At 49.3% G+C, this 26,408-nt stretch carries 27 protein-coding genes; 11 read left to right on the forward strand and 16 right to left on the reverse strand.

What is annotated here, in order from left to right:
* Nucleotides 1-150 precede the first annotated feature (150 nt).
* Nucleotides 151-1,617 (forward strand): M48 family metalloprotease, encoded by a 1,467-nt coding sequence (locus C504_RS0115035; RefSeq protein WP_026317552.1) that lies wholly within the window; start codon nt 151-153, stop codon nt 1,615-1,617.
* A 10-nt stretch (nt 1,618-1,627) separates the two neighbouring features.
* On the opposite strand, the gene C504_RS0115040 is transcribed toward C504_RS0115035, so the two are convergent.
* The 5 genes from C504_RS0115040 to C504_RS0115070 form a co-directional block, all read right to left on the reverse strand.
* Nucleotides 1,628-2,482 (reverse strand): RNA polymerase factor sigma-32, encoded by an 855-nt coding sequence (locus C504_RS0115040; RefSeq protein ID WP_018690194.1) that lies wholly within the window; start codon nt 2,480-2,482, stop codon nt 1,628-1,630.
* A gap of 171 nt (nt 2,483-2,653) precedes the next feature.
* Nucleotides 2,654-3,253: a CarD family transcriptional regulator gene (locus tag C504_RS0115050; RefSeq protein WP_018690195.1), complete on the reverse strand. Its 600-nt coding sequence runs from the start codon at nt 3,251-3,253 to the stop codon at nt 2,654-2,656.
* A 309-nt stretch (nt 3,254-3,562) separates the two neighbouring features.
* The gene (gene fdxA, locus C504_RS0115060; RefSeq protein WP_026317553.1) at nt 3,563-3,901 is read right to left on the reverse strand and encodes a ferredoxin FdxA; all 339 of its coding nucleotides are present in this window, start codon (nt 3,899-3,901) and stop codon (nt 3,563-3,565) included.
* Between the two features lie 104 nt (nt 3,902-4,005).
* Nucleotides 4,006-4,428 (reverse strand): RNA-binding S4 domain-containing protein, encoded by a 423-nt coding sequence (locus tag C504_RS0115065; RefSeq protein WP_018690198.1) that lies wholly within the window; start codon nt 4,426-4,428, stop codon nt 4,006-4,008.
* Nucleotides 4,428-7,277 carry a helicase-related protein gene (locus tag C504_RS0115070; protein ID WP_018690199.1) on the reverse strand — a complete coding sequence of 950 codons (2,850 nt, stop codon included), beginning with the start codon at nt 7,275-7,277 and terminating at the stop codon, nt 4,428-4,430. Before C504_RS0115070 ends, C504_RS0115065 begins: the two co-directional genes overlap by 1 nt.
* Between C504_RS0115070 and C504_RS0115075 the strand changes: the two genes are divergently transcribed.
* Complete coding sequence (locus C504_RS0115075; protein ID WP_018690200.1) at nt 7,276-7,551, forward strand: hypothetical protein; 276 nt, start codon at nt 7,276-7,278, stop codon at nt 7,549-7,551. The two genes, C504_RS0115070 and C504_RS0115075, sit on opposite strands and share 2 nt — an antisense overlap.
* Before the next feature lie 283 nt (nt 7,552-7,834).
* On the opposite strand, the gene tlpA is transcribed toward C504_RS0115075, so the two are convergent.
* Nucleotides 7,835-8,479 carry a thiol:disulfide interchange protein TlpA gene (tlpA, locus tag C504_RS0115080; protein WP_018690201.1) on the reverse strand — a complete coding sequence of 215 codons (645 nt, stop codon included), beginning with the start codon at nt 8,477-8,479 and terminating at the stop codon, nt 7,835-7,837.
* Here tlpA and argH point away from each other — a divergent pair.
* From argH to C504_RS0115100, 4 genes are all read left to right on the forward strand, one after another.
* On the forward strand, nt 8,478-9,914 hold the full coding sequence (gene argH, locus C504_RS0115085) for an argininosuccinate lyase (RefSeq protein WP_018690202.1): 1,437 nt from the start codon (nt 8,478-8,480) through the stop codon (nt 9,912-9,914). The two genes, tlpA and argH, sit on opposite strands and share 2 nt — an antisense overlap.
* 89 nt (nt 9,915-10,003) lie before the next feature.
* Complete coding sequence (lptM, locus tag C504_RS0115090; RefSeq protein WP_018690203.1) at nt 10,004-10,186, forward strand: LPS translocon maturation chaperone LptM; 183 nt, start codon at nt 10,004-10,006, stop codon at nt 10,184-10,186.
* A gap of 15 nt (nt 10,187-10,201) precedes the next feature.
* Nucleotides 10,202-11,467, forward strand: a complete 1,266-nt coding sequence (lysA, locus tag C504_RS0115095; RefSeq protein ID WP_018690204.1) for a diaminopimelate decarboxylase — start codon at nt 10,202-10,204, stop codon at nt 11,465-11,467.
* A gap of 116 nt (nt 11,468-11,583) precedes the next feature.
* Nucleotides 11,584-14,208, forward strand: coding sequence for a TIGR02302 family protein (locus C504_RS0115100; RefSeq protein ID WP_018690205.1), 2,625 nt, complete (start codon nt 11,584-11,586; stop codon nt 14,206-14,208).
* On the opposite strand, the gene C504_RS0115105 is transcribed toward C504_RS0115100, so the two are convergent.
* From C504_RS0115105 to C504_RS0115115, 3 genes are read right to left on the reverse strand one after another with little or no spacing between them, the layout of a single operon-like run.
* Nucleotides 14,205-14,579, reverse strand: a complete 375-nt coding sequence (locus tag C504_RS0115105) for a response regulator (RefSeq protein ID WP_018690206.1) — start codon at nt 14,577-14,579, stop codon at nt 14,205-14,207. The genes C504_RS0115100 and C504_RS0115105 overlap by 4 nt on opposite strands.
* Nucleotides 14,580-15,128 (reverse strand): hypoxanthine phosphoribosyltransferase, encoded by a 549-nt coding sequence (gene hpt / locus C504_RS0115110; protein WP_018690207.1) that lies wholly within the window; start codon nt 15,126-15,128, stop codon nt 14,580-14,582.
* 3 nt (nt 15,129-15,131) lie between these two features.
* Nucleotides 15,132-15,692 (reverse strand): hypothetical protein, encoded by a 561-nt coding sequence (locus C504_RS0115115; RefSeq protein ID WP_018690208.1) that lies wholly within the window; start codon nt 15,690-15,692, stop codon nt 15,132-15,134.
* Between the two features lie 168 nt (nt 15,693-15,860).
* On the opposite strand from C504_RS0115115, the gene ftsE reads away from it, so the two are divergent.
* The 4 genes from ftsE (at nt 15,861) to C504_RS0115140 (ending at nt 19,129) form a co-directional block, all read left to right on the forward strand.
* Nucleotides 15,861-16,520 (forward strand): cell division ATP-binding protein FtsE, encoded by a 660-nt coding sequence (ftsE, locus tag C504_RS0115125; RefSeq protein WP_026317555.1) that lies wholly within the window; start codon nt 15,861-15,863, stop codon nt 16,518-16,520.
* Nucleotides 16,513-17,481: a cell division protein FtsX gene (locus C504_RS0115130; protein WP_018690211.1), complete on the forward strand. Its 969-nt coding sequence runs from the start codon at nt 16,513-16,515 to the stop codon at nt 17,479-17,481. The genes ftsE and C504_RS0115130 overlap by 8 nt, the downstream gene beginning before the upstream one ends.
* Before the next feature lie 132 nt (nt 17,482-17,613).
* Nucleotides 17,614-18,249, forward strand: a complete 636-nt coding sequence (locus C504_RS18055; RefSeq protein WP_041951782.1) for a YdcF family protein — start codon at nt 17,614-17,616, stop codon at nt 18,247-18,249.
* Between the two features lie 151 nt (nt 18,250-18,400).
* Nucleotides 18,401-19,129: a lysophospholipid acyltransferase family protein gene (locus tag C504_RS0115140; protein WP_083923208.1), complete on the forward strand. Its 729-nt coding sequence runs from the start codon at nt 18,401-18,403 to the stop codon at nt 19,127-19,129.
* Here the strand turns inward: C504_RS0115140 and C504_RS0115145 are convergent.
* Nucleotides 19,110-19,637, reverse strand: coding sequence for a gamma-glutamylcyclotransferase (locus C504_RS0115145; RefSeq protein WP_018690214.1), 528 nt, complete (start codon nt 19,635-19,637; stop codon nt 19,110-19,112). The genes C504_RS0115140 and C504_RS0115145 overlap by 20 nt on opposite strands.
* A gap of 51 nt (nt 19,638-19,688) precedes the next feature.
* On the opposite strand from C504_RS0115145, the gene C504_RS0115150 reads away from it, so the two are divergent.
* A complete protein-coding gene (locus tag C504_RS0115150) occupies nt 19,689-20,690 on the forward strand; it encodes a DUF2125 domain-containing protein (RefSeq protein WP_018690215.1) in 1,002 nt (333 codons plus the stop codon).
* Nucleotides 20,691-20,700: 10 nt separating this feature from the next.
* Here C504_RS0115150 and C504_RS0115155 read toward each other — a convergent pair whose 3' ends face one another.
* The 6 genes from C504_RS0115155 to C504_RS0115180 all read right to left on the reverse strand — a co-directional run bounded on the left by C504_RS0115155 (nt 20,701) and on the right by C504_RS0115180 (nt 26,228).
* Nucleotides 20,701-21,612: a prephenate/arogenate dehydrogenase family protein gene (locus C504_RS0115155; protein ID WP_026317557.1), complete on the reverse strand. Its 912-nt coding sequence runs from the start codon at nt 21,610-21,612 to the stop codon at nt 20,701-20,703.
* A gap of 19 nt (nt 21,613-21,631) precedes the next feature.
* Nucleotides 21,632-22,750, reverse strand: a complete 1,119-nt coding sequence (gene hisC, locus C504_RS0115160; protein ID WP_018690217.1) for a histidinol-phosphate transaminase — start codon at nt 22,748-22,750, stop codon at nt 21,632-21,634.
* Between the two features lie 26 nt (nt 22,751-22,776).
* Nucleotides 22,777-23,562: a chorismate mutase gene (locus C504_RS0115165; RefSeq protein WP_018690218.1), complete on the reverse strand. Its 786-nt coding sequence runs from the start codon at nt 23,560-23,562 to the stop codon at nt 22,777-22,779.
* Between the two features lie 84 nt (nt 23,563-23,646).
* The gene (locus C504_RS0115170) at nt 23,647-24,387 is read right to left on the reverse strand and encodes a class I SAM-dependent methyltransferase (RefSeq protein WP_018690219.1); all 741 of its coding nucleotides are present in this window, start codon (nt 24,385-24,387) and stop codon (nt 23,647-23,649) included.
* Between the two features lie 129 nt (nt 24,388-24,516).
* Nucleotides 24,517-25,422, reverse strand: coding sequence for an aromatic amino acid exporter YddG (yddG, locus tag C504_RS0115175; protein WP_018690220.1), 906 nt, complete (start codon nt 25,420-25,422; stop codon nt 24,517-24,519).
* A gap of 23 nt (nt 25,423-25,445) precedes the next feature.
* Complete coding sequence (locus C504_RS0115180) at nt 25,446-26,228, reverse strand: DUF3108 domain-containing protein (protein WP_018690221.1); 783 nt, start codon at nt 26,226-26,228, stop codon at nt 25,446-25,448.
* Nucleotides 26,229-26,408 lie beyond the last annotated feature (180 nt).

Below are 26,408 nucleotides of genomic sequence, written 5' to 3' on the forward strand. Positions count from 1 at the left end.
GTTTAGCGATGTGATAGATAAATCTTTTGCTTTGCGAGCGGCATCTATCCCGCTATTGGATATGACACATTAATAGAATCGGATTTTGCCAAGCGGCGCATTTTCAATATGGTCCTAGTTCAGCATAAATTAGAAAAGCGATTGTTCCCAATGCCCGCATCAAAATGGTTGCGGGTTTTGGCTTTAGTGTCGCCAATTGCGCTCAGCGCATGCCAGAGCTTTGCTGACCTTGCATCGGACCCGTCGCTTTCACCATCAAAGTCGCCCATCATTGCAGAAAATGTGCGCTCAGGCCGATTGGCCCGATTAGGCGCTTTGCAGCATCCACGCATATTGGAAACCTATGGCGGTGAATATTCCAATGTTGCTTTGGAGCGCATGGTTGCCGGTATTGTGGGCAAGCTTGTGACTGTCTCTGACAACCCAAGCCAAGTTTATCAAATTTCGATTTTGGATTCTCCGGTGGTCAACGCTTTTGCGTTGCCGGGCGGTTATCTTTATGTGTCGCGCGGATTGCTGGCATTGGCGAGTGATAGCGCTGAGCTAGCTGCTGTTATCGCGCATGAAATGGCACACGTAACTTCAAATCACGGCATATTGCGCCAAGAGCGAGAAAAAGAAGCTGTTCTGGCCGAACGGATCGTTTCTGATGTTCTGCGTGACAAGGAAGCAGGCCGACGTGCCCTTGTGCGCGGCAAACTTGACCTTGCACAATTCTCGCGCAACCAAGAGCTTGAAGCAGATGCTGTTGGCATTTCGGCGATTGGCGAAGCTGGATATGATCCTTATGCAGCGGCCGCTTTTCAGCAACGTATGGCGGCATTTAATGCTTATCGCAGCGCATCTGGCGCGAACGATAAGGGCATTGATTTTTTATCGACGCACCCTTCAACACCGCAGCGTGTTGCGTTGGCTGTTGGCCATGCGCGTAAATTTGGTGGGCGCGGCACGGGCGCGCGGGACCGCGAAAGCTATATGCGCGGTCTCAATGGCATGATGTTTGGCGATAATGCCGATGAGGGCTATGTGCGTGCGCAGCGTTATAGTCATGTGAAGCTTGGCATTACATTCGAGTTTCCAGAAGGCTTTGATATTGAAAACCGCCCTGAAGCTGTTTTGGGCGGACGCTCGGCCGATGGAGCCGCGATCCGCTTTGATGGTGATGAGGTCGCCAAAACGACAAGCCTGACCGAATATATTGCCAGTGGCTGGGTTGAAGGTTTGGACGTTTCATCGGTGCGTGCAGCATCAATCAATGGTTTGGAAGCTGCAACGGCAAAAGCATCTGTTGGACGCTGGGATTTTGATGTCACGGTGGTGCGAGCCAATGGCGCTGTCTACCGCATTTTGACAGCTGCACCGGCAGGTTCGCCTGAATTATCGGTGTTGGCCGGTAAGGTGCGCTCGTCCTTCCGATTGCTATCGGCATCAGAAAAGGCGGATTTAAAACCGCTGCGTATTCGTATTTTAAAAGCTGAAGCTGGCGATAGTGTTGCTACCATGGCTGCCAAAATGCGTGATGTTACCAGTGCTCAAACATTGTTTCGCGTACTCAATGGCGTGTCTGAAGGCCAAGCATTAGAGCCTGGCACTTTATATAAAGTCGTCACACAGTAGGGTGCTTTAATTATTTGGCTAGAATTGCGCGGCGATCACTCTCAAGCTCAAAACGCATTTTTTCTAGTGCGCGATTTTCGATTTGACGCACACGCTCTTTGGAAATGCCAAGTTCAACGCCTAATGCCTCAAGGGTTGCGCCCTTTTCGCTCAAGCGTCTTTTGCTGATGATCCTGCGTTCACGCTTATTGAGGACATGCATGGCATCATGAAGCCATAATGTGCGGCGCTCTGTATCAATGCTTTCTTCTGCCAACTCATCCTGTAATGGACGGTCATCGACCAGAAAATCCATGCGGGTTGCTGAACCTGTTTCATCGTCGCTTACAGGCGCATGAAGGGATGTATCAGGGCCAGACAGGCGCGAATCCATCAGCGCGACATCCTTTTCAGAAACGCCAAGTGCTTGGCTGATTTCGCCGTATAGACTAGGCTGTGAGAGAAGATCACCGCCTTGGCTTAGCTTTGCGCGCAGACGTCTTAAATTGAAGAATAATGACTTTTGGGCTGAGCTTGTGCCGCCGCGCACGATTGACCAATTGCGCAAAATGTAATCTTGCATCGAAGCGCGGATCCACCATGTGGCGTATGTTGAAAAGCGCACTTCGCGCTCTGGCTCAAACCGTGCTGCGGCTTCGAGCAAGCCGACATAACCTTCTTGAATGAGGTCGCTCATCGGCAGGCCAAAATTTTTGAATTTTGACGCCATGGAAATAACAAGGCGCATATGGGCGGTTGTTATTTTGTGGAGTGCTTCTTGGTCTTGGCTATCTTTCCAAGCAACGGCCAGATCATGCTCTTCGCCGCGTTCCAAATAGGGGGCATTCATTGCGGTGCGAACCATATCGCGTCGGGCTGGTTCCATGATGCACTCCTTTAATAACGTTTGTTACAAAGGGATTACGCGTGAGACGCAAAATGGTTCATTTCTAATTGAAGAAAAGCCTTGTTTTTCTGGTTTTGAGCACCACCCAAAATAAAAACGCCCGAAAACTGGGTGTTTTCGGGCGTTCAAAAATGTCAGAAAAAAGATGGCTTATGCAGCTTTTTCAGAACCTTCAGCTGGGGTTGCAGCCTCAGCTTCCCCATCTTCGCCTTCAGCCTTTGCACCACGGCGCGGGCCTTTGTTGAGGTTTGTTTCAATCAAACGCACGGCTTCTGTGTCAGAAATTTTCTTCACGACCATGATTTCACGTGCCATGCGGTCCAAAGCTTGTTCATAAAGCTGGCGCTCGGAATATGATTGTTCAGGCTGGTTTTCTGCACGGTAAAGATCGCGCACAACTTCAGCAATTGAAATAATGTCACCTGAGTTGATTTTCGCATCATATTCTTGAGCGCGGCGTGACCACATTGTGCGTTTTACACGGGCACGGCCTTGTGTGACTTTAAGAGCGCGATCAACAAAACCAGACTCAGAAAGTTTACGCATGCCGATTGTGAGTGCTTTTGCCACAGGCACTTTCAAACGCATTTTGTCTTTATGAAACTCGATGACAAAGAGTTCCATTGTTAGGCCAGCAACTTCTTGCTCTTCAATAACTGTGATTTGTCCAACACCATGGGCTGGATAAACAATAAATTCGCCTGTTTTAAAACCTTGACGCTGAGATGTTTTTTTGGGCGCAGTTGCCATGTAATCAGTACTCCCGTCCGGTATTGTGACCGGACCATTGGTTGCAGCCGAAGCTATTGTCATACGTCATTCGACAAAATATATTTGTTGGCTCAGGCAACGCTAAACGCGCTAAAGCCAATCAAAGAATATTTATTCTTGGATTTGTGAAAATTGGGACCAACAAATTTTTGTGCAGAATGACATTATCAACAGGTATAACACAAAAATTGGCGTTTTTCAATGGCTTGCAACATCGTGCACCGCAGCATGAAAAGTAGGGCGATTCTATAGTTAACAAGCTGGCTTAGGGTAAGCTATCAAACAGGCTTAATCGCCTTGGCCAGGTTCAGGCGAAAAGTATTGCTCGAACTTGTTTGGTTTGCCGTCAAACTCTTTTGCATCATCAGGCGCATCACGCTTGATGGTAATGTTCGGCCATTTATCCGCATATTCGGTATTTATCTTAAGCCAGCTATCAAGGCCCGGCTCTGTATCCGGCTTGATTGCTTCTGCAGGACATTCAGGTTCGCAAACACCGCAGTCAATGCATTCATCCGGATGGATGACAAGCATATTGTCGCCTTCGTAAAAGCAATCGACCGGACACACTTCCACGCAATCCATATATTTACATTTGATGCAGTTATCGATGACGATATAGGTCAATTTATCACTCCGGATTAGCGTAGTCGCGCTCTGATTATGCGGAATCTTGTTGCGGTGCAAGAGGTGTCGTCGCGGCGATTTGTGGCAGGCTTACAGATTATAAGTTAGTTTTTGCGCAGCCGGTCCAATTCGCGACGTTCTTTTTTCGTTGGACGCCCTGCACCGGGGTCTCTTCTTGCTGCCAGCCCATCAAATTTAGTATCAGGTTTTTTAAGGGGCGGCGGTGAATTATCTTCATAAAGCTGCTGTGCCTCAGGCGCAGGGCCGCGCCGCGTGCCGCAATCAATAATGCGGTAAATTTTGATATTGTGCTCCAATGAAATTGTCAGCACATCATCTGGCTTTACATTCTGGCTTGGTTGAGTGGTTTTTTCGCCATTAATTCGCACATGGCCAGAACTCACAAATTTTGCAGCGAGAGTGCGTGATTTTATGACGCGCGCGAAAAATAACCATTTGTCTAGACGGATGCGGGTAGGGCTTGTTTTATTTGTACCCGCATCAGTCTTGGCGTCATTATCGCGCATTATTTGCCGAGCTGTTGCTTCAATGCTTGAAGCTTAGCGAAGGGGCTATCTGGATCAATCGGCTTTTCTTTGCGCGGCGGCGATGCTTTTGCATTTTGAGGTTGGTTGTTCTTGCCGCCTGGCTTGCCTTTACGGCGTGGTTTTTGATCACCGCTTGGCTTGCCGCCTTTGCGTTGCTCACCCGGTTTGCCGCGATTTGGCGCACGTTCAAAGCGTGCCTGACGCCAAACGAGAACTGGCTTAGGTGCCTCTTCAGGTTCAGCTTTTGGCTCTGTTTTTGGTTCAGGTTCAGCGCTTTGAGATGCAGACTCAGCCGCCTTAGGCTCTTCAGCTGCCATTTCTTCGGCTTGTTTTGGACCGTGCTGGGTTTTAAGCGCCTCAAGCGTCTGGTTGGCTGTAAGCGCATCGATTGGCTCATGGCGATAGCCAAGTCCTTTTAGCACTTCTTCCATGTCTTCTGCGGTCGCACCAAGAATTGACAACATTGCAGGCGTGATTACAAAACGGCCATCGCCGTAAGCACCTTCCGGCAATTCTGTTCCCGGCTTCCAATAGACCGTTGGGCGAATAAGATCAGCCAAACGTTCCAAAATATCCACGCGCACGGCGCGGGGGCCGAGCAGACGGTAGCCTGAAAGTTTGTAGAATTCTTTATCAAAAGATGGGTCTGTGACGAGTGATGTGCGTCCGCTTGCCAGTAGCGTTATGATTTCGCCATAACCATCTTTGTCTTTGCCATCATTGCTTAAGGCCCAAAGAAGCGTGAGCAGTCCTGCTGGTGCTGGTTTAAGCAAGGCAGGCACAAAAACATGATAGAAGCCAAAACGCACGCCATAACGGCGTAGTGCAGCACGGCCATCCTGATCGAGCGTTTTCATCTCATCAGCAATTTCGCGGCGCGCAACAATGCCGTGATCTTCGATCAAGCGGAATGCAATGCCACGTGCGATGCCAGATAGCTCGTCAGCCTTTTGAAGGTCTGTGAGTGGCTTGAGGTGTGTTTCAATATGAAAGGCGACAAAACGCTCTGCGCGTGCACGCACTTTGTCTTGTGCTGGACCTGTCAATTGTTCGTCGGCAAGAAGGATAAGCCGAGGCTTTAGCCAATCATCGCCGGATGTTAATGTGCCGACGGTCGTGCCAAGCCAGCGCAATGTTCCATCAGAGGAAATTGCCAGATCGCCATTGGGCGCTGCACCAAAGCGCTCTGCGCGCGTTTCAAACTCACTGGCCAATGCTTTTGCAGAAGCTGCGCGGATTGCTTTTGCATCCTCGCCTTCTGCCGTGGTATCGGCTGTAAACCGAAATCCATCCAATTGACCTACGTGGTGACCTTCTACAGTGACGTCACCGGCTGCGCTGATTTCAGCATCCATCTCGTTGTTCTCTCTTAGTCGCTTCATGAGCACGCTTGTCCTGCGATCAACAAACCGTTTCGTCAACCTTTCGTGGAGCGCATCGGAGAGTTTGTCTTCGATTTCGCGTGTTTTTTCTTGCCAGTGTAGCGGATCGGCAAGCCATTTAGGCCTGTTTGACACATATGTCCATGTTCGGATCTGTGCGATCCGGTGGGATATTGTGTCAATTTCACCATCTGTACGGTCGGCTCGCTTGACCTGCTGGGCCATATAATCTTCGTTCACATGACCTGTTTTGATTAAATCCTCATAAATTGAGGAAATGATGTCGGCATGTTGTGCGGGTGCAATTTTGCGATAATCCGGCAGTGAACAGGTTTCCCACAGCGTTTCGACATCTTTTGCTGATTTGCAAATATCAACCACCGATACGTCGCGTGATAGAAATTCAAGGGCGCGCTGATCGACCGCCGGTAGTGCCCGTGTGAGGCCTTGTACTTTCGGCAATGTATCAAGCGACGCTTTGAGCGCATCAATTGAAGAAAAGTCAAAATTGCGGGTGCGCCATTGTAATACGCTCAGCGCTGCAAATTGATGGGTTTCAATACGCTCGACCAATTCCTCATCAAGAGGTGCAACCTGCCCGGAAACACCGAAGGTGCCATCGCGCAGATGACGTCCGGCACGTCCGGCGATCTGTCCCATTTCCGCTGGATTGAGATCGCGAAACTGGTGGCCGTCAAATTTGCGCGTTTGGGCAAAGGCAACATGATCGACATCTAAATTAAGGCCCATGCCAATCGCATCGGTTGCGACAAGGTAATCAACATCGCCGTTTTGGTAGAGTTCAACCTGCGCATTGCGTGTACGCGGTGATAATGAACCCATCACAACGGCGGCACCGCCGCGTTGTCTGCGAATCAACTCTGCAATGGCGTAAACTTCGTCGGCTGAAAATGCCACAATGGCTGATCGGCGCGGTAGCCGCGTGATCTTTTTAGAGCCTGCATAGGCCAAATGTGACATGCGCGGGCGGGTAATGATGGAAAGGCCCGGCAATAATTTTTGCAAGATGGGCGCTGCGGTTGCTGCCCCTAGCAGCAATGTTTCTTCAATGCCGCGAATATTTAATATGCGGTCGGTAAAAATATGGCCGCGCTCGAAGTCTCCGGCAAGTTGCACTTCATCAATGGCAACAAATTCGACTTTTGCATCGCGCGGCATCGCTTCAACGGTACAAACGGAATAGCGCGCGCCTTTTGGAACGATTTTTTCTTCGCCTGTTACCAGAGCTACATTATCAATGCCGACCTTTTCGCAAACGCGGCCGTAAACTTCACGCGCAAGCAAGCGCAAAGGCAGGCCGATAATGCCTGTTCTGTGTGCGCACATGCGCTCGATAGCGAGGTGGGTTTTGCCGGTATTGGTTGGCCCCAAAACGGCCTGGACGCTATGTCCAGAAAAAACGACCGATTCTTGAGGGCGATACATGGGAAATCCGTGGGTAGGCACGATTAAAGCAACTGCTTCATTAGCATGGTTTTGGCGCGATAAAAGGTTGTTGCGCGATAAAGATGCTCAAATTGCGAATGAAAATCGACTTTTGTTAAGTTTTGGAACCATTGTGGAACGAATCGCTGACGAATCGGCAAGGAATCATAATTCTTGTTTTGTTCATGGCTATATAGTGCGGATTTTTAGATCAGGCCTCTATATGTTGATCGCTGGAATCGTCTTATCGCTAAAAATGACATTGTCCCGTTAAGGAAAGTAAACAAAACCTCAATGGCTTATTTACGGCGCGTTAAGGTCTTAAATTTGAAATATTTTATAAAGGTTTTGTTAACCATAAATCGTTGATTTACCTCGATTTTTGTTAACTTTCAGAACGTGGGTAGAACGAATCGGGGTCGAATCAGCCCTTGAGCGATATTCCTGTTTTGTTCTCACGACATATAGTGCCAAGCGCAGTGCGCGAGGCACTATTGAGAGTGCTGAAAGCCAGAAGTGGAGACTGATTTGGCCGTTTTTGTTAACTTTTCGCGCTTTTAAAGCGCAGATACCGCATCAATTAGCTTGAAAGCATCGGGGCTCGCCCATTCGGCTGGACCGTTCATATTGGCGACAACGCGGCTGTTCTCATCCAAAAGAAGTGTTACGGGCAAACCAAGTGCCAACGACTTCTTCTTGAGCGCATTGAACACGTTGATTGAAGGGTCATGATAGAAGCCGAGATTCGTGAGCCCGATTTCATCAAAAAAAGCGCGGGGTTTTTCTTCACCGCCGCCATCAACTGAAATGGCGATGACTTCGAATTTATCGCCGCCTTTGGCTTTTTGAAGGGCGTCTAGGGCCGGCATTTCGTGCCGACAAGGTGCGCACCATGTTGCCCAAAGATTGACCAATCGGTACTTGCCATTGGCATCTGACATTTTCATAGGCTTGCCGCCTGGTCCATTAAATGTGAGCTCAGACAGGTCGTCAGCGTTGTCGCGAATGGCCATTGCGGCGATATCACCGACCAAAAGGGGCGCAATTTTGGCCTTTAGTGCGTCAGACAAGCCGCTAGAGGCATTGCCAGATGTGTCACTACACCCGTATATGCCAAGCGTGCCGATTGTCAGCGCGGAAACGCCAAGCGACAAAGCACCGCGTCTTGTAATCAATTTGCTGTCAGGGTTAGTCCGTTTCATGTCTCAATCTTCCAATTCCAAATCCGACAAAACCAAGCTTGATAAATCAAACTCGATGTGGGGCGGCCGTTTTGCGTCTGGCCCTGCTGCGATTATGGAAGAGATCAATGCTTCCATTGGTTTTGATAAAAAGCTCTACGCGCAGGATATTGCCGGTTCAATCGCACATGCGACCATGCTGGCGGAATGTGACATAATCACGGTGGAAGATCGCGACAAGATTATTCACGGATTGAACACGATCTTGTCAGAGATCGAAGCGGGCAAATTCGAATTTTCCCGTGCGCTTGAAGATATTCATATGAATGTTGAATCGCGCTTGCGTGATTTGATCGGTGATGCGGCAGGTCGCTTGCACACTGCGCGCTCACGCAATGACCAAGTTGCGCTAGATTTTAGACTATGGGTCAAAGCTGAATTGCAAAAGACCGCAGGGCTTTTAGAAAACCTTATTGGTGCTTTTTTGGTTCGTGCGGAAGAACATGCAAGCACAGTGATGCCCGGCTTTACGCATTTGCAGACAGCGCAACCGGTAACATTTGGTCATCATTGCATGGCCTATGTGGAAATGTTTGGCCGCGATCTTAGCCGTGTTGATGATGCGCTAGAGCGTCTTGATGAAAACCCGCTTGGCGCTGCGGCGCTTGCTGGAACAGGCTTTCCGATTGACCGCCATATGACAAGCAAGGCGCTTGGTTTTCGCGAGCCGACACGTAACTCGCTCGACACCGTATCTGACCGTGATTTTGCATTAGAAATGCTGTCGCTTTCATCTATCTGCGCAACGCATCTATCGCGGCTTGCAGAAGAAATCGTCATTTGGTCAACGCCGCAATTTGGCTTTGTAACCTTGTCTGACAGCTTTTCGACCGGCTCATCTATTATGCCGCAAAAGAAAAACCCTGATGCTGCCGAACTGGTTCGCGCAAAAGTTGGCCGTATCAATGGTGCGCTTGTTAGCCTTTTGACGGTGATGAAGGGTCTTCCGCTGTCTTATTCTAAAGACATGCAAGAAGATAAAGAGCAGGTCTTTGATGCTGCCGAATCATTGGAATTGGCGCTGGCTGCCATGACGGGCATGATCTCTGATCTAACTGTTAATGAAGCTGCGATGCGCAAAGCTGCAGGTTCTGGCTATTCGATTGCAACCGATCTTGCCGATTGGTGCGTGCGCGAAATCAATATGCCGTTCCGCGATGCGCACCATGTGACAGGCACAGCGGTAGCGCTTGCGGTGAAGAAAAATGTGCCGCTTGAAAAGCTCACCTTGGAAGAGTTGCAAAGTATCAACCCATCCATCACCGAAGATGTGTTTTCCGTGCTGACAGTAAAAAAATCTGTTGCCAGCCGCACAAGTTTCGGCGGCACGGCACCTGCGCAAGTTAAAAAGCAAATTCGCTATTGGATTAAGCGCATGGAAAAGCGCTCTAAATAAGTGATATTTGCAGGGTGCAAATGACAACGTTCCGCTTTATGAAAGAAGCGGAAAAAGTGACTTTAGCGGTTTGGATTGGGTGATCTGAAATGAAAGCGTCAAAGCTTATAAATGCAATGACAATGGTGTCGCTTCTGGCAGTATTGGCGGCTTGTGGGCGTGCAGGGCCGTTAGAGCCGCCGCCATCAAGTGTTTCGCAGCCTGCGGGCCAAGAAACACAAGAACCGAGCGTTGAAGAAAAGCCTTTCGTGCTCGACGCGCTTCTCAACTAACTATCAGGCAGACCCGTGAACCATTTTGAATATAGAGACGGTGTTTTATATGCCGAAAACGTAGCCGTGACAGATATTGCTGCGCAGGTTGGCACGCCATTTTATTGCTATTCAACGGCGACCCTAAGCCGTCATTATAACGTCTTTACTAAAGCGTTTGAAGATGTGGATGCGCTTGTTTGCTATGCAATGAAAGCCAACTCCAATCAGGCGGTGCTTGCCACATTGGCCAAGCTTGGTTCTGGCGCTGATGTTGTATCGGAAGGCGAATTACGCCGTGCACTCGCGGCCGGCATTCCGCCTTCTAAAATATTATTCTCCGGCGTTGGCAAAACGGCGCGCGAGATTGATTTTGCCCTTGAAGCAGGCATTCATTGTTTCAATGTGGAATCAGAGCCTGAACTTGAGATGATTTCCGCGCGCGCTGTCGCGCTTGGCAAAATTGCACCGATATCGCTGCGGATTAATCCAGATGTGGATGCCAAAACGCATCACAAGATTTCAACGGGCAAAAAAGGCGATAAATTCGGCATTTCCTTTGCGCGGGCACGTGATGTTTACAAACGTGCAGGGGCGCTGCCGGGCTTGAAGGTCGCTGGTATCGATATGCATATCGGTAGCCAAATCACGGATTTGAAACCGTTTGATGAGGCTTTTGGCCTTTTGACAGAGCTTGTCGAGCAATTGCGCAGTGATGGACATGATATCGAGCATGTTGATTTGGGCGGGGGCCTTGGCATTCCGTATAAAAACGACAATGCACCGCCGCCGCTGCCCGATGCTTATGCCAATATCGTCAAAGGCCATGTAAAACCTTTGGGCGTGCAGGTGATTTTTGAGCCGGGCCGACTGATCGCGGGCAATGCGGGTATTCTCGTAAGCGAAGTGATCTATGTGAAGCAGGCTGAAGACAAGAATTTTGTGATTGTTGATGCGGCGATGAACGATCTTATTCGCCCGACGCTTTATGAAGCTTATCATGAGATTATTCCGGTCAAACGGCCTGCCGATGATGCCAAACATTTCATCGCTGATATTGTTGGCCCTGTTTGCGAATCTGGCGATTTTATCGCGCAGGAGCGTAATTTGCCAATGTTTGAAGCAGGCGATCTGATCGCTGTTGGCTCGGCTGGTGCTTATGGCGCGGTGCAAGCAGGAACGTATAATTCACGGCTTTTGGTGCCGGAAGTTATGGTCAATGATGATCAGTTCCATGTCGTGCGGCCACGCAAAACATATGAAGAATTGATTGCGCTGGATAGTATGCCAGACTGGATTTAAGGCCATTTACCTGCTGGTGACAAAAGAGTTACCGGTTTTTATTGTCTAAATGAACGAGTAGCCTCGTCTTTGCCGCTTTCTCTGCTATCTTTGTTAAAAATCGAGCGAGAGGACGCATGGCGAAGCAATCTCCAAGTCAGCAAAACTGGGGCGAAGCAGCTCAAAAGCTGCGCGGTGCGCGGCTGTGGAGCCGTTTTTCGCTTGCGTTTGAACAATTAGCACCAGCGGCATTGCCGCTTGTTTTGGTTGTCGGTCTTTTTCTGATTGTTTCGTGGTTCGGCCTGTTTCGTTCGGTGGGCGACTTAACCCGTATTTTTATCGGCCTTGTCTTTACCCTAGCCGCATTGGCAAGTCTTTCGGCACTTCGAAAATTCAAAATGCCGACAGGGGATGAAATTGATCGTCGGCTTGAGCGCGACAATAGGCTATTGCACCAGCCGATTACGGTGCAAGGCGATCCTCTGGCGATTGGTACGGATGATTTTGCTAGAACGCTTTGGGCATTGCATCAGAGGAAACTCGCTGGCCAAATTAGTGATGTTCAGGGCGTAAAAGCGCGCACGGATATTCCTGAGCGCGACCCGTGGGCTTTGCGTGCAATGGTGCCTCTTCTGCTTGTTATTGCCTTTGCCTATTCTTTTGGCGCGAAGGGCGGGCGCATTAGCGATGTGTTTTTCTCTCATAATAATGGAGAAGTGATCGCGGCACGCATTGATGCGTGGGTAACGCCGCCATCTTATACTGGTGTTGCACCTATTTTCATGACGTCTGATATCAATGCGGAACGCAAAGAATTTACAGCACCAGAAGGCAGCAAGATTGTCGTGCGGGTTTCTGGCGGCACGGGCGCCGAGCAAGTGACGTTTCCTAGTGTGGGTTCAGTTCTCGATGTTCTTGATGATGATTCGAGCCTCAAATCTGCGCAAGCACGGCAGTTTGAAGTTGTTGCAATGGAAAGCGGCCAGCTCAGCATTTTGCCGCAAGCTGACGCAAGCCCAACGCTCGGCGAGCAAGTTTTGCAGCAATGGACGCTGACCATTAGCGACGATAAGGCGCCAGAGGTTGCTTTTGACGGCGATGTTGAACGCGCTGTGAACGGTGCGATGACGCTAAAATATATTGCCCATGATGATTATCGTATCGCGAGCGGCGAAGCTTTGGTGACATTGCTTGATGAGCAAAGCGAAGATGCACGCCCGCTCTATGAAGCGCCTGATATTGCGCTGCGCCTGCCACGCCGCAACGATGAAGGTAAAGCCAAAACATCGGTTGATTTAACCGAGCATCCTTGGGCAGGGGCGCGGGTAAATGTTCAATTGCGGGTCGAAGATGATCTGGGCCAAGCTGGCCATAGTGAAACGGTCGAAGCGATCCTTCCGGGCAGGCCTTTTTCCAATAAGCTTGCACGTGCACTTATCGAGCAACGGCGCATTTTAGCGCTGAATGCCAATAGTGCTGTTGCGGTTTATGAAATGCTCGATCTGTTTACGCTTTACCCTGAAGAAACGATCAATAATACGGTGCATTTTCTCGGAATTACGACGGCAAAATCAAGATTGCGCTATGCCAATAATGATGATGATTTGCGCGGTGTCGTTGATTATTTGTGGGAAGTTGCACGCAATATTGAAGATGGTGGTTTGTCGGATGCCGAAAAGCGTTTGAAAGATGCGCAGCAGGCTTTGCGTGATGCGCTTGAAAGCGGTGCTTCGGATGAAGAAATCGAACAGGCAATGAATGAGCTACGTGAGGCGATGCAAGAATATTTGCAGGAGTTTGCACGCCAAAACCAAAACAATCCGCAAAATCAGCAAAGCCAACAAAATGCGCAGCAACTAGACCAACAAAGTCTGGATGAAATGCTTGATCGCCTCGAAGAAATGGCCAAATCCGGCGCGCGCGATAAGGCAATGGATATGCTGTCGCAGCTGAACGACATGATGAATAATCTTCAGATGGCGCAGCCACAGCAAGGGCAACAGGGCCAGCAGAACCAAGCGCAGCAGCAAATGAATGAGTTGGGCGAGATTTTGCGCAAACAGCAAGAGCTGATGAACGACACGTTTCAGCGCAGCCAGCGGCCTGAGGATGGCGCACAAGAAGGTGAGCAACGCCAAGGCGATCAACCAGATGGTCAGCAGCCTGGCAATTCTCAAGAAGGCCAGCAACAGCCAGGGCAAGGGCAACAACCTAGGCAAGAAGGCGAACAAGGACAGCAAGGCCAGCAAGGCCAACAGCGCGCGCAAGGCGGCGCGGGAATAGAGGGCTTGGAGCCCGGACAGCAGGCGCTGCAGAACAGGCTCAACCAATTCATGGAAGGATTGGAAGGCATGGGCATTAATCCGGGCGAAGAATTTTCTGATGCCGAACGTTCTATGGGTGAGGCTGGCGATGCGCTTGGTGAAGGTTCTGGCGATCAAGCGCTTAGCGATCAAGGCGAAGCGATGGATTCGCTGCGCCGTGGTGCGCAATCCATGATGGAGCAAATGGAACAGCAAGCGCAACAAGGCCAAGGTTCATCTAGCGAGCCTGGCGGTCAGAGCAAGGCGCAAGGTCGTGATCCGCTTGGCCGCCCGCAACGTTCATCCGGCCCTGATTTTGGTGATGATGTCAAAGTGCCTGATGAAATTGATGTGCGCCGTGCACGCGAAATCTTAGAGGCGATTAGGAAGCGCCTTGGTAACGGTGCTTTGCAGCAGCTTGAAAAAGATTATCTGGAACGGTTGCTCGACCTGAATTAAGGTCGATCCGTTTCCAGCGCCGCTTTGACCGCTTGGCGAATATCGGCAAGTGAAAACGGCTTTGGCACGACATCAATGATGATCTTGGAAAGATCGGACGCACGTTCACGCTGTTCGGCAAATCCGGTCATGAGCAATATTTTCAGATCGGGAAAATCTTTAACCGCGGTTTTGGCCATTTCGATGCCGTCCATTGCGGGCATGCGAATGTCAGACAGAACCAGATCATATGCACCGTTTTTTTCGATGATCATCTCCAGCGCGACATCGCCGTCATCGGCTTGATCAACATCATGTCCGTCAAGCATCAGCGCACGCGCTGTGAATGTGCGAACAGAGGCGTCATCATCAACTACCAGCACTGTGCTCATTCAGGCATCTCCTGTGACAATGCCTACAAATGGTAATTCGCGAAATGCATGGGCAACATCCATGCCGTATCCGACAACAAAATGATCGGGACACTCAAAGCCGATAAAATCAGCGTTGAGCGGTGTTGCGGCTTTACGTTTAACGCGTTTGTCGAGAAGTACCGCAAAGGACACGGAATTTGCTCCGCGGCTCATCATTAAATCACGCGCGAAAGTTAGAGTTGTGCCTGATTCAAGAATATCATCAACCAGCAGAACATCGCGGCCCTCAACGGAGCTTTCGATATCGCGCACCAATTTGGTTTCGCCCGCCTCAGTGCCTTTGCCATAGGTTGAGAGCATCATGAACTCTACTTCGGGTTCAAGGCCAACATCATGCATCGCGCGCACAAGATCAGCTGCGAAAATGAATGATCCTTTGAGAATCGAAATCACCAGCAGGTCTTTATAATTGTGGGCGGCGATTTCGCGCGCAAGCTCAAGGTGCCGCACTGCAATTGCAGAGGCAGGAAAAAGGACGTCGATATTCTTGTTGCGCACAATCGGCATTATCTATTCCGCAAATGTAAGTTCAGCTTTATCTGAGTTACCTTTGCCAACGGGGAGGCTGTTTGTAAACATCAACCGCTCGCCAGGGTTAAGGGTTTCACCGCGATTAATGCGAAACATGCGCCGCTTTGTGGGATCATCGCCGATATGAACGATAACAGGCGGTAAAACACGAGCGACTTTATCGTTGTTTATAATGGTTGCTTCGATGGTCAAAACATCACTGCCATCGCGTGCGAGGCGGTTTGTGCTGATATTTTGAAATTGCAAAAGGGGCTGGATTTCTGGCTGAACGATAGTGGGTTGCGCGTTTTCAAATAGAACATGACCACCGGCAAGATAAAAGGCGGTGACAGAACAAACCGCAGCGACAAGCGTGAACATCGGCAGCGACATGCCGCTTTGCTTTTTCTTGTTCGGCATTTTGCCAAACACCGCAAGCTGCTCGTCATTGTCAGCATTATCTTCTTTTATGTTCGCTGATGTTGGCTTTTTTTCCGGCTGAGCGCCATCTTTTTGAACGGTCTCAAATTCGACATCAATTGCATCTTCTTTATTGGTCATTAAAGTGTTTCCTGACGTCCAAGCCCAATCTTATGGAGCAAACATGGTTAATTGTTGGTTTCCGTTTGACGTGCTGAATGGCAGTTTATCGGTTTTACATGTTGAGGTGAAGGCAAGCTGTGTTAGTGAAAAGATGCAGATTTTCGATGATTCGGGGCAGTGGGCAGCGTGATCAAGTTTGAAAATGTTGGATTGCGCTATGGCATGGAAACGGAAGTCCTAAGGGATGTTTCTTTTGAAATTCCAGAGCGTTCGTTCCAGTTTTTAACCGGCCCTTCGGGGGCTGGCAAAACAAGCTTGCTTCGGCTTTTGTTCATGTCGTTGCGCCCGACACGCGGTTCGATAAGCATGTTTGGCCGTGATATTGCGACGATTGAACGTCACGAATTGCCAATTATGCGTCGCCGTATAGGTGTTGTGTTCCAAGATTTTAGACTGCTCGACCATATGACAACATATGAAAATGTCGCGCTGCCTTTGCGGGTGCGGGGCAAGGACGAAAGTGGTTTTCGCAGCGATGTTAGCGATTTGTTGAACTGGGTTGGGCTGGGCGATAAATTACATGCATTGCCGCCAGTTTTATCCGGCGGTGAAAAACAGCGTGTTGCCATTGCGCGTGCGCTGATTGATCAACCGGAAGTTCTTTTGGCCGATGAACCAACGGGCAATGTTGATCCGCATATGGCACGGCGTCTGCTGCGTCTTTTCCTTGAACTTAATCGTTCTGGCACAGCGGTTGTTGTTGCCACGCATGATCTTGGCTTGATGGAACAGGTTGATGCGCGAAGAATGATCCTCAACAATTCGCATTTGGATATTTATGGCTGATACTCCTGTGAATGCGGAAGCAGAACATTCTGTGAAACCTACCCCGATTGTACCGCCCTCCAATATTGCAGGGCAGGCATTGTCGCTTGTTATTGCGATTATGTCATTTTTGGCATGCCTAACGGTTGGTGCTGTTTTGATGATCGATAAAAGCGCGTCGTCATGGCAAAGCCAAATTTCCCGTGAGGCCACAGTTCAAATACGCCCAGCACGTGATTTCGATATAGAAACGGCATTGGTGGAAGCGCAGGCGATTGCAGCAAGTTTTGACGGTGTTACCGATGCGCGTATCATTGGGCTGTCACAAACGGCCACTTTACTAGAGCCATGGCTTGGCAAGGATATAAATTTAAGCGAGTTGCCGGTCCCGCGGCTGGTGGTCATTCGGATTGATGAACGTAACCCGCCAGACTTTAAAGCAATTGGTACAGCGATTAATGAGGCTATTCCGAATGCTACATTGGATGACCATAGGGCATGGGTAGACAGGCTTGTGTCGATGGCAAACACAACAACCTATGTGGGCGTTGCTATTCTTTTGCTCGTTTTAACCGCGTTGGTTCTGACCGTTGTTTTTGCCACGCGCGGCGCATTAGCGAGCAATCATATTATTATTGAAGTGCTGCATTTTGTTGGCGCACGCGCCAATTTTATCGCGGGTCAATTTCAACGCCGGTTCTTCTGGATTGGCCTTCGCGGTGCGTTGATTGGCGGCGGCGCTGCGATCGCAATGTTCCTTATTTTTCAATTTTGGGCACAGCGCAATTTAACCACTGCTGAGGGCGTGCAGGTCGCTGTTCTGTTCGGTGATTTTTCCATCGGGATGGGCATTTTCATAGGCACGTTTTTTGTCATTGCGTTGGTTGCGGCTCTCACGACAATAACGGCAAGATTAACCGTTGTGCGCACGATTTATGAGATCGATGAGCAACGCGCAGACCCGTCGCGTCAATCTTATTGATATAAAACATCCGTTTTCATTGGATTGATCGGATAAAGGCCAAAATTGACCTGTTCTATACTTGATTTCAGCTTTATTAAAATAAGTTGAAACAGCGTGGGATGATTGCATGTCCGTGCAAGTCGAAACATTATGGTAGAGGCGAGGAAACGCAGCGTAACGGGGCGACTGCTACGGCTGTTCGCTTTTTTGTTGCTGCTGTCTGTGCTTTTATTGACCGTAGGCTTTGGCGTTTTTCTGACAAGCGTTGATCGGCATGCCCGTAATCAAAGCGTTGAGACAGCCGACGGAATTGTTGTGCTGACGGGCGGTTTTGCTCGGTTGGAACCAGCCATACAATTGCTCCGTGAAAAACGCGGTGAGCGTCTGCTGATTTCTGGTGTTAACCGCAAAACCGACGATCAATTGCTAAAGCATGCTCTTGATATCGAAGACAAGCTTTTCAACTGCTGTATCGATATTGATCAAGATGCATTGGATACCATTGGCAATGCATTGGGCACGGCCCATTGGGCGGCTTCAAAAGATTATAAATCTCTGCTTGTTGTCACAAATGACTATCATATGCCGCGCAGTTTAATGGAACTTCGCCGTGAGATAGGCGATGTCGAATTATTGCCCTATGCGATACGCAACCGATCTTCGGGACCGTTTACGATGGGTGAGCGGATTGGCCAATACCGTGTTTTGCTGCTTGAATATGGCAAGCTGGTTGCAACTTTTTTACGGGCAGCCTTGCAGGATGGCCGAATTCCGGCTTTGAAATAATGACTGCATTTGTACTAGAGTGACGCAACCTTAACATTCAAATAGCTGTAACTTACAGCTATATTGATCGCAAAACTGTCTGGGCTTATTTGTGACTGCACTTCGTTCCGCATTATATAATTTCGTTTTTTACTTTTCCACGCTGATCTATATGATTGTGCTGTTGCCGTTTTTCTCTATTGGAGAACGCAAAAATGCATGGTGGGTGCCGCGCTTTTGGGCACGCTCGAATCTGTGGTTTTTGAAAGTTATCTGCGGCACAAAACATGAGGTGACAGGATTTGAGAATATGCCGGAAGGTGGCTATATTCTTGCGCCTAAACACCAGTCCGCATGGGATACATTTGCATTTGTGCCTTGGTGGCCGGACCCAGTTTATATTCTAAAACGTGAACTAAAATGGATACCACTGTTCGGGTGGTTTCTAATGCGCATGAAAATGATCGGTATTGATCGTGGAAGCCGCGAGACTGCGATTAAATCGATCAACAAGGGGGCTGGAGAGGCGATTAAAGATGGTCGCCAGATTGTCATTTATCCTGAAGGTACGCGTCGCCCGCCAGGTGCAGAGCCAGCCTATAAGGCCGGCATTTTCCATCTTTATGAAAATTTAAATGTGCCAGTGGTGCCGATTGCCCATGTTGCAGGCCTGTTTTGGCCGCGCCGTAAGTTTTTACGGTTCCCGGGCACAATCAAAGTTGAAATCCTAAAACCGATACCGCCTGGCCTATCGCGCCGTGAATTTATGGCTGCATTGATATCGTCTACGGAAGAGGCTTGTGACCGTTTGTTGCTGGAGGTTTATGATGGGCCAAATCCACCGCCATTCCCCCCTATCGCGGAGGCGCGCATTGTTGAACTTAAGAAGAGCGCTTCCTGATATTATCGGCAACAGCTTGCAACCAATGGTCTTTAATGCCCAAGCTTTTTACATGGTCAGCGGTGTTTAGCACATAGTCTTCGTTTGGCCCCATGCCGCCGGCTGCACCACAAACGCGCTCAACGGCATCTTCAACCGATAGCCGTCCTGCATATTGTTCGTGGCGATGGTCGGCGACATAGATGAGGCCGTCTACACGCTCACCGTCATCTAATGTGAGTTTGCCCATTCGTTCGAGATAAACATTCGTGACAAGCTCGCGTTCGCGTAAATAGGCTATGACGTTATCTTTGTCATTTGGCGCAACTTTGAATGCTAAGCCAACACAGGCGCCGCCATTGTCGAGCCCCATCACAAGGCCAGGGCGTTCACGCGTGCCACGATGTTCCCAAGACGTGATGCATAGCGAGCGGTGGTAGCCTGATAATCTGGCGCGGCGTTTTTCGGTAAATTTAAAACCGGGCTTCCACATTAAAGAGGCATAGCCGAACACCCATAGATCGTTCATAATTCATCCAACTTTCAATCGTATTTATGCGTAACTGCAAATGGAGAAGTCATGTCCAGCGATAACGCAAAAAAGCCCTATAATGCAAAGCGGCGTATTCAGTTCTTGTCTGCCTTTTCGGTCTTTTTGATCGTGGCTGCAACGGCTGGGTGGTATTTTGTTGCGGGTAAAATTGACGAAGCTACCGGAAAGCTGATCAGTGTGCAGGCTGCCAAGGGCAATGTTGTTGAGTGCGACAACCGGATTGTGCGCGGATATCCATTTCGGTTTGGCGTTTTTTGCGATTCAGTTTCGTACAATGATGAGAAGAATAACGCCCTCATCATTAAGGCTGGTGCCTTTCGTTCTGCTGCGCAGTTCTATGATCCACGCAAGATAATCGGTGAGTTGGATGGGCCGCTTGTCATTGAGCAACCTTCCATGGCGCAAGATATTAAGGTGAGCTGGTCATCGATGCGCAGTTCTTTTGTGGCGACAAACCCTTTGCCGCAGCATGTTTCGATTGTTGGCAAAGATGTGCGCATCGAACAGAGCGATGATGCACCGCGCATTGCTGCAATCGGTCTTGAAAGCCATATGCGGATTAATGGCAATGATCTGGATCTTGCTGGCCGCGCGCAGGAATTGTCGATTAAAAACACAATTGCTCAAATAGAAAATCTACCACCGCTTGGACTGGATTTTGATGCAACGGTAAAAGACGGGGCAACGCTTTTGGCGTCAAATGCTTTGCAGTTGCGCGGCACGGACTTGGATGTGCGGCGGATTGGTGTTCTGCTCAGCGATGATCAAGGCATATTACTCAGCGGCCCTTTGAAGGTCGATAATCAAGGGCTGATCGATGGTGAGCTTACGTTACGCATTATTGATGTGGATGCAGTTTCCAGCCTGATTGGTAAGGCGCTGCCAAATATCGCGCCTATGCTTTCGGCTTTTGCTGCGGGACAGCCGCGCAGCGGCGAAAAAAACGATGAGGTTGAGATGACTCTTTCAATTACAAAGAGCCAGATCAGGCTTGGCTTTATTCCACTTGGCAAGCTCAAGCCGCTTTAACGCCTCTTTGTTAATCCTTGTGCGGTGTGCGGCCAAAGTTTGGTGTATCGACATCCTGACCTGCTTCAATAATAGAGCGGCGGATGGAGCGCGTTTTGGTGAATAGCTCAAACAGAGCATCCCCGTCACCGCGGCGAATACTTGCGCGCATGGAGGATAGATCCTCTGAAAAACGGGCAAGCATTTCCAAGATAGCGTCTTTATTGTGCAGGCAGACATCGCGCCACATTGTTGGGTCGGATGCCGCAAGGCGGGTAAAATCACGAAAGCCAGATGCTGAATATTTGATGACATCGGCTTGTGAGACCGTTTCAAAATCAGATGCTGTGCCAACAATATTGTAACTGATGAGCTGGGGCAGGTGCGAGACAAGCGCCAATACCTGATCGTGATGAACAGCGTCCATTGTTTGAACATCAGAACCGCATGCCGTCCAAAAGGCGCTAAGCTTTTGCAATGCTTCTGGGTTCGTGTCTTCGTCAGGCGTTAAAATACACCAGCGGCCTTCAAACAAGCTCGCAAAGCCAGCGTCGGGACCTGAATATTCCGTACCTGCGACGGGATGGCCTGCAATGAAATGCACATTGCTTGGCAATTCAGGTTTCATCTGGCGAATAACAGAGGCTTTTGTTGATCCGACATCCGTGACTATTGCACCCGGTTTTAGCGACGAGGCAATTTGTGCGGCGACCGCACCCGATGCGCCAACGGGCACAGATATAATCACAAGATCTGCATCTTTTACCGCTTCGGCTGCATCCATTGTGTAATGCGTACCAAGGCGCAATTCTTCTGCGCGCTTTAGCGTTTTTTCACTGCGGGTTGAGACAGCGACGTTGGCCGCAATCTTCTCCCGCTCAATCACGCGCGCCAAAGACGAGCCGATCAAGCCAATGCCAATTAAAGCAATGCGATCAAACATAGGATTATCCAGTGGCATATCAGGCCGTTTTCATAAATTCGGTTAGTGCGTTGATGACACCGAGATTGGCTTCTTCAGAGCCAATTGTCATGCGTAAAGCGTTTGGCAGACCGTAAGCTGCAACAGCACGTAGAACAAAACCGCGTTCAATCAGATAGTCATTAGCGCCTTGCGATGTATGAACGGCATCACCATCAGGAAAATGGATCAGCACGAAATTGCCAACACTTGGAGTGACTTTCAGACCAATATTGGTAAACGCCTCGGTGAGCTTCGGCAGCCATTCCTCATTATAAGCAATTGCCTTATCAATATGAGCGCGATCTTTCATCGCTGCTGCACCAGCTGCAATTGCCGCTGTGTTGACATTAAAAGGGCCGCGTACGCGATTAATCGCATCAACAATGTGAGCGGGTGCATACATCCAGCCGATGCGCAGCGCTGCAAGGCCATAAATTTTTGAGAATGTGCGCGTCATAACCACGTTTTGGTTTGCTGAAACCAATTCGATGCCGGAGGCATAATCATTGCGGCGTACATATTCTGCATAGGCAGCATCAAGCACCAACATAACGTGCGGCGGCAAGTTTTCTTGCAAGCGGCGCACTTCAGAGTCACTCATATATGTGCCGGTTGGGTTGTTTGGATTGGCAAGAAACACGATCTTTGTGCGCTCTGTCACCGCTTCTAAAATAGCGTCGACATTTGCGTGCAAATCAGTTTCGCGCACCACAATCGGTACACCGCCAGCAGCTTTGATCTGGATCTTATAAACAAGGAAGCCGTGCTCGGTAAAGATGCCTTCATCGCCAGGACCTATATAAGTGCCTGCAAGCAAGCCCAAAAGTTCGTCCGAACCGTTTGAACACAAGATGTTCTCAGGGTTTAGGCCATGTGTCTTTGCAATGGCATCGCGCAGTTCGGTGGCTGAACCGTCTGGATAAATTTCAAGCTTATTTGCAATGTTATTATAAGCATCTATTGCAGCGGGGCTTGGGCCTAGCGGCGTCTCATTTGAAGAGAGCTTGTGCAATTTAACATTTGGATTGGCCTTGTCGCTGCCAGGTACATAGGCCGCAATATCAAGCACGCCTTTGTTAGGCTCTGGGCGAGTGGCTTTTGGTGATTGTGATGTCATCTTAATATCCAGATTATAAACGCGCTTTACGCGGCCGATTCTACTTGATCGAAATAGCCGCCTACAGCGCGAATGTCGAGCATGCTCTTTGGTGCGGTGCCGCCATCGGCAATCGCGATGAGCGCCTGATGCTTGCCTTGTTCGTCTGTATCAATTGCGATCACTTTGCCGCCTGTCCAATCTTTTAAGGCGTCGGCACTTGATACATGCCCAGCATAAGTGCGCCAATCAAAAGGGATTGACTCAGACGTTGGCGGTGCAACCACAAATGCATCCACTGACGGCAGTTTAGATTCAACCAGAACCGGCAGGCGGGCCATCAAGCCAAGGCCGTTTTCGCCGCCAAGATATTGCCACCAGCATTTTTCGCCATTCAGCGCGATAACGGCCAAAGCGTTGCCGGTCTCGGCCATAACGTTCAGTGCTTCTTTTGCTGTGGCATGATTTTCAAATGGAACGGTGAAGCCGAATTGAAAGCGTGCCATATCGCGCAGTAAATTGGTGTCGCCCACATTGGATAGGTGCACCGTGTAATTGGCTTGCAGAAAAGTAAATGTTGAAATGATATCGCGCCAGATATGGATGATCATTTCAAGCGGCAAGCTACCTGCGTGGCGCTTAGCAAATTGGACCATCATGCTGGCTTCACGGCCCGGGTGAAATGCTGCGCCTTTTTGCGTCGCGGCACCTTTAACCTTGATAAGCTCGTCAATAACGCTGGCGCGCTGCATCAAAAGATTATGGACTGATTCATCCACAGCATCAATTTTAGCGCGAAGTTCTGTCAGTCGCTGAAGATTATTTGCAGTCATTTTATTCTCTGGCTTATTGAATGTCTGGGTGTCCAAGTGCTTGAGCACTTTGTGTACGTTGAGTTTGTTGCAAATGCAAAGCCGTCAATCCACTTGGTTTCTAGTCGCGCCTTGCGGAGAAAGGGCTGGAACGAAAACACGTCTCGATTGACGTTCTGCGACAGGCAAGCCTTGATAAAGTTGTTTTTGAGCTTCGATCACAATTACGCCGCCAAACAGACGGCCGATGCGCAGGCCGACCGCTTCAAATTGGTTGGAAAGCTTGAGCGCTAAAAAGCGCCGACTTGGCGGAAAGAAAAGCGCTTCTGTTTCGCGGGCAGGCGTGAAATTTGTTTCGCGGAGCAGATTTCTTAATTGCCCTGAGGAAAACGGGCGGCCATTGCCAAAAGGCGTTGTGTCTATTCGCGCCCATACACCGCGCCTGTTTGGCACAACCAAAATCAATTTGCCGTTGGGTGCGAGAACGCGCCAAAATTCCATTAATGTTTCGCGTGGGCTTTCGGCATATTCTAAAGCGTGAACGGCAAGTATTCTGTCGACTGAACTATCGGCAAGGGGCAGTTCTTCATCAAACACAAGCGCAGACCGTGAAGGGCCGGTGCGTGGCCACTTAGCTGCGCCGTGTGCCGCAAGCATGAATGCTAATGTGATCTGAGTATCATTTTCAAATCGCTCCAGCCAAGGGCGGGTATAGCCAATGCCAACGAGCCGTTCTTTTGCAACCGGCTCCCATATCCGCGTTAACGCCATTGCAATCGCATTGTTGCTGCGTTCTCCGAGCGCGGAATGATAAAACGCGCGCATTTCCACGATGTCGGCGTTCATGAGCATTTACTCTGCTGTGTTACATGGGGTTGCACCATAAAGAGAATGTGCGATGTGCTGGCCCGTTCGACAAGGGCTAAATGGTCATGAAGTGAGGGAAATGTCCCCAAACATTTGTACTCTGCAGGCTTAAAGCTGGTCAGGCTTGCGGCGGCGAATAATATTTTTAGCCGCCAGCATTGCGCCAAATGTTATCAGCAAGCAGGCAAACACAATTGACCATGAAAAGATTGCGCGGCCAAAGGCAATTAAAATGATGGTTGAAAGCAGGGGCGCTGCATAGCTTGAAGCGCCAATGACTTGGACATCGCCGCGCTTCATGCCGTAATCCCACGTGTAAAACGCTGCCCCGACGGGCAAAAGGCCAAGACCAATAATGGCCAGCCATTGTAATGTGGTGCTAGGCAAAGTTGTTTCTTCAAACATCAAATGAGCAGCTAGGGCGAGAACGGTCGTCACAGCACAATAGGCTATGACGCTTTTTGTCGGGACATCCGCAAATTTTCGCGAGACCAAAGAGTAGGCGGTCCATGTGAAGGCAGCTGCGAAGGCGAGCCCATAACCAAATGCTGCTGCTGGGTCTATGGTGAAACCTTTGCCGCCTGTCACAATGAGAATTGTACCAGCAAAACCTGCAAATGCGCCCAATACATGATGCCAGTCCAGCTTTTCGCCGGGCAATAAAGCGCTGCACACAACAATGAGTAGTGGCCAAAGATAGGCAATTAGGCTTGCCTCCACCGCAGGCGCGTTTTTCACAGCGCCAAAATAAAGCGCGTGATAGGCAAAGAGTGCGATGCCGCCCGCTAAAGCGACACGCAGCGGGATTGGTTCTTCGTTTGTTGGTTTTTTGCGACCGATATTCCAAATGATACCAATCAGCGTGCCTATGAAAAACGTCATGAACGCTAGCTGAAATGGCGGAATGTTGCCTGTCGCATCCGTGAAAAGAGCCAGTAGCGCCCACATCAATACCGCTGTGAAGCCGATGATGGTTGCGCTATTTTTGTGTGTGTCGCCGCTATCTTTATCCATGCTAGACGTGTTGATGGCGCGGTTTAATTTGTCAATGCTTCAAAACGGCTCGCTCTAATATTTGCCATGCCGATGCGTGTTTTAATTTTCGCCGCAACTGGCGCAAAATAACCCGTGTTACCAACGGGGGCAAAACTGATTTCAATGCGGCCACTGTCACGCATCCAGTTTATGTCTTTTTTGTTTGCGTCATAACCGGAAATTGGTTTGAAAGAGGCGCGGCACGTTACAGCGTCGCCCTTATAGCCTTGGGCCGAAAACGGGATTGTACGTAAATAGCGCATTGGAAAATCAGCACGCATCTCACCGTCGAAAATCTTTAGCGTATTGTTACACACAGATTTGAATGATTTTGCTGGCACAAGAATCGCCGCCATCGGGTCCAGAACATCGTTTAGATGGCTTTTTTGTACCTCAACCCATTTGCCTTTTTTCTTTGGCTTTGGCGTGTTTGAAATTTTCGTCACGTTGCCGCCGGAAAATCCAAGCGTTGTTCTTTTGTTTTTATCGCCATCTTTATATTTCACGTCAAATGCAGTGGCGAGCACTTTGTTATTATTTAACTTACCGCTGGCTGTTAGGCTGCCACTTGTTGAGGTAAAAACAGTGGCTATGCCAGAAGCATTTAATGATCCTGATATTTTGTATTGATTGTCATTAATAGATGTTTTGAATTCGCTTTTGCCAATGTTTATTCCGATAATGGATATTGAATATTCGCTTGCGAAATCAGCTGCAAAACTTGAATTTGTCGTTGCCCCTGCACCTAAAGCTGCAAATGCCATAAATTTTAAAAGGCGCTTCATTGCCTGCTAATCCTATGTAATAAGTCCCTTGTGGCTACGCCTAGTGTGTAATTTGGCCTTTTATATGATCAATTCTGTCCATGTAAGGCATTGACCTTTCCGAAACTCAACATTATAGAAACCCGACTCCTCGCAAAGTCTATTGACAGCGTCGGCGGGCCGTATGCGGTTTCGCTTTGA

This window comes from Ahrensia kielensis DSM 5890, from assembly GCF_000374465.1.
Lineage (GTDB): Bacteria > Pseudomonadota > Alphaproteobacteria > Rhizobiales > Rhizobiaceae > Ahrensia > Ahrensia kielensis.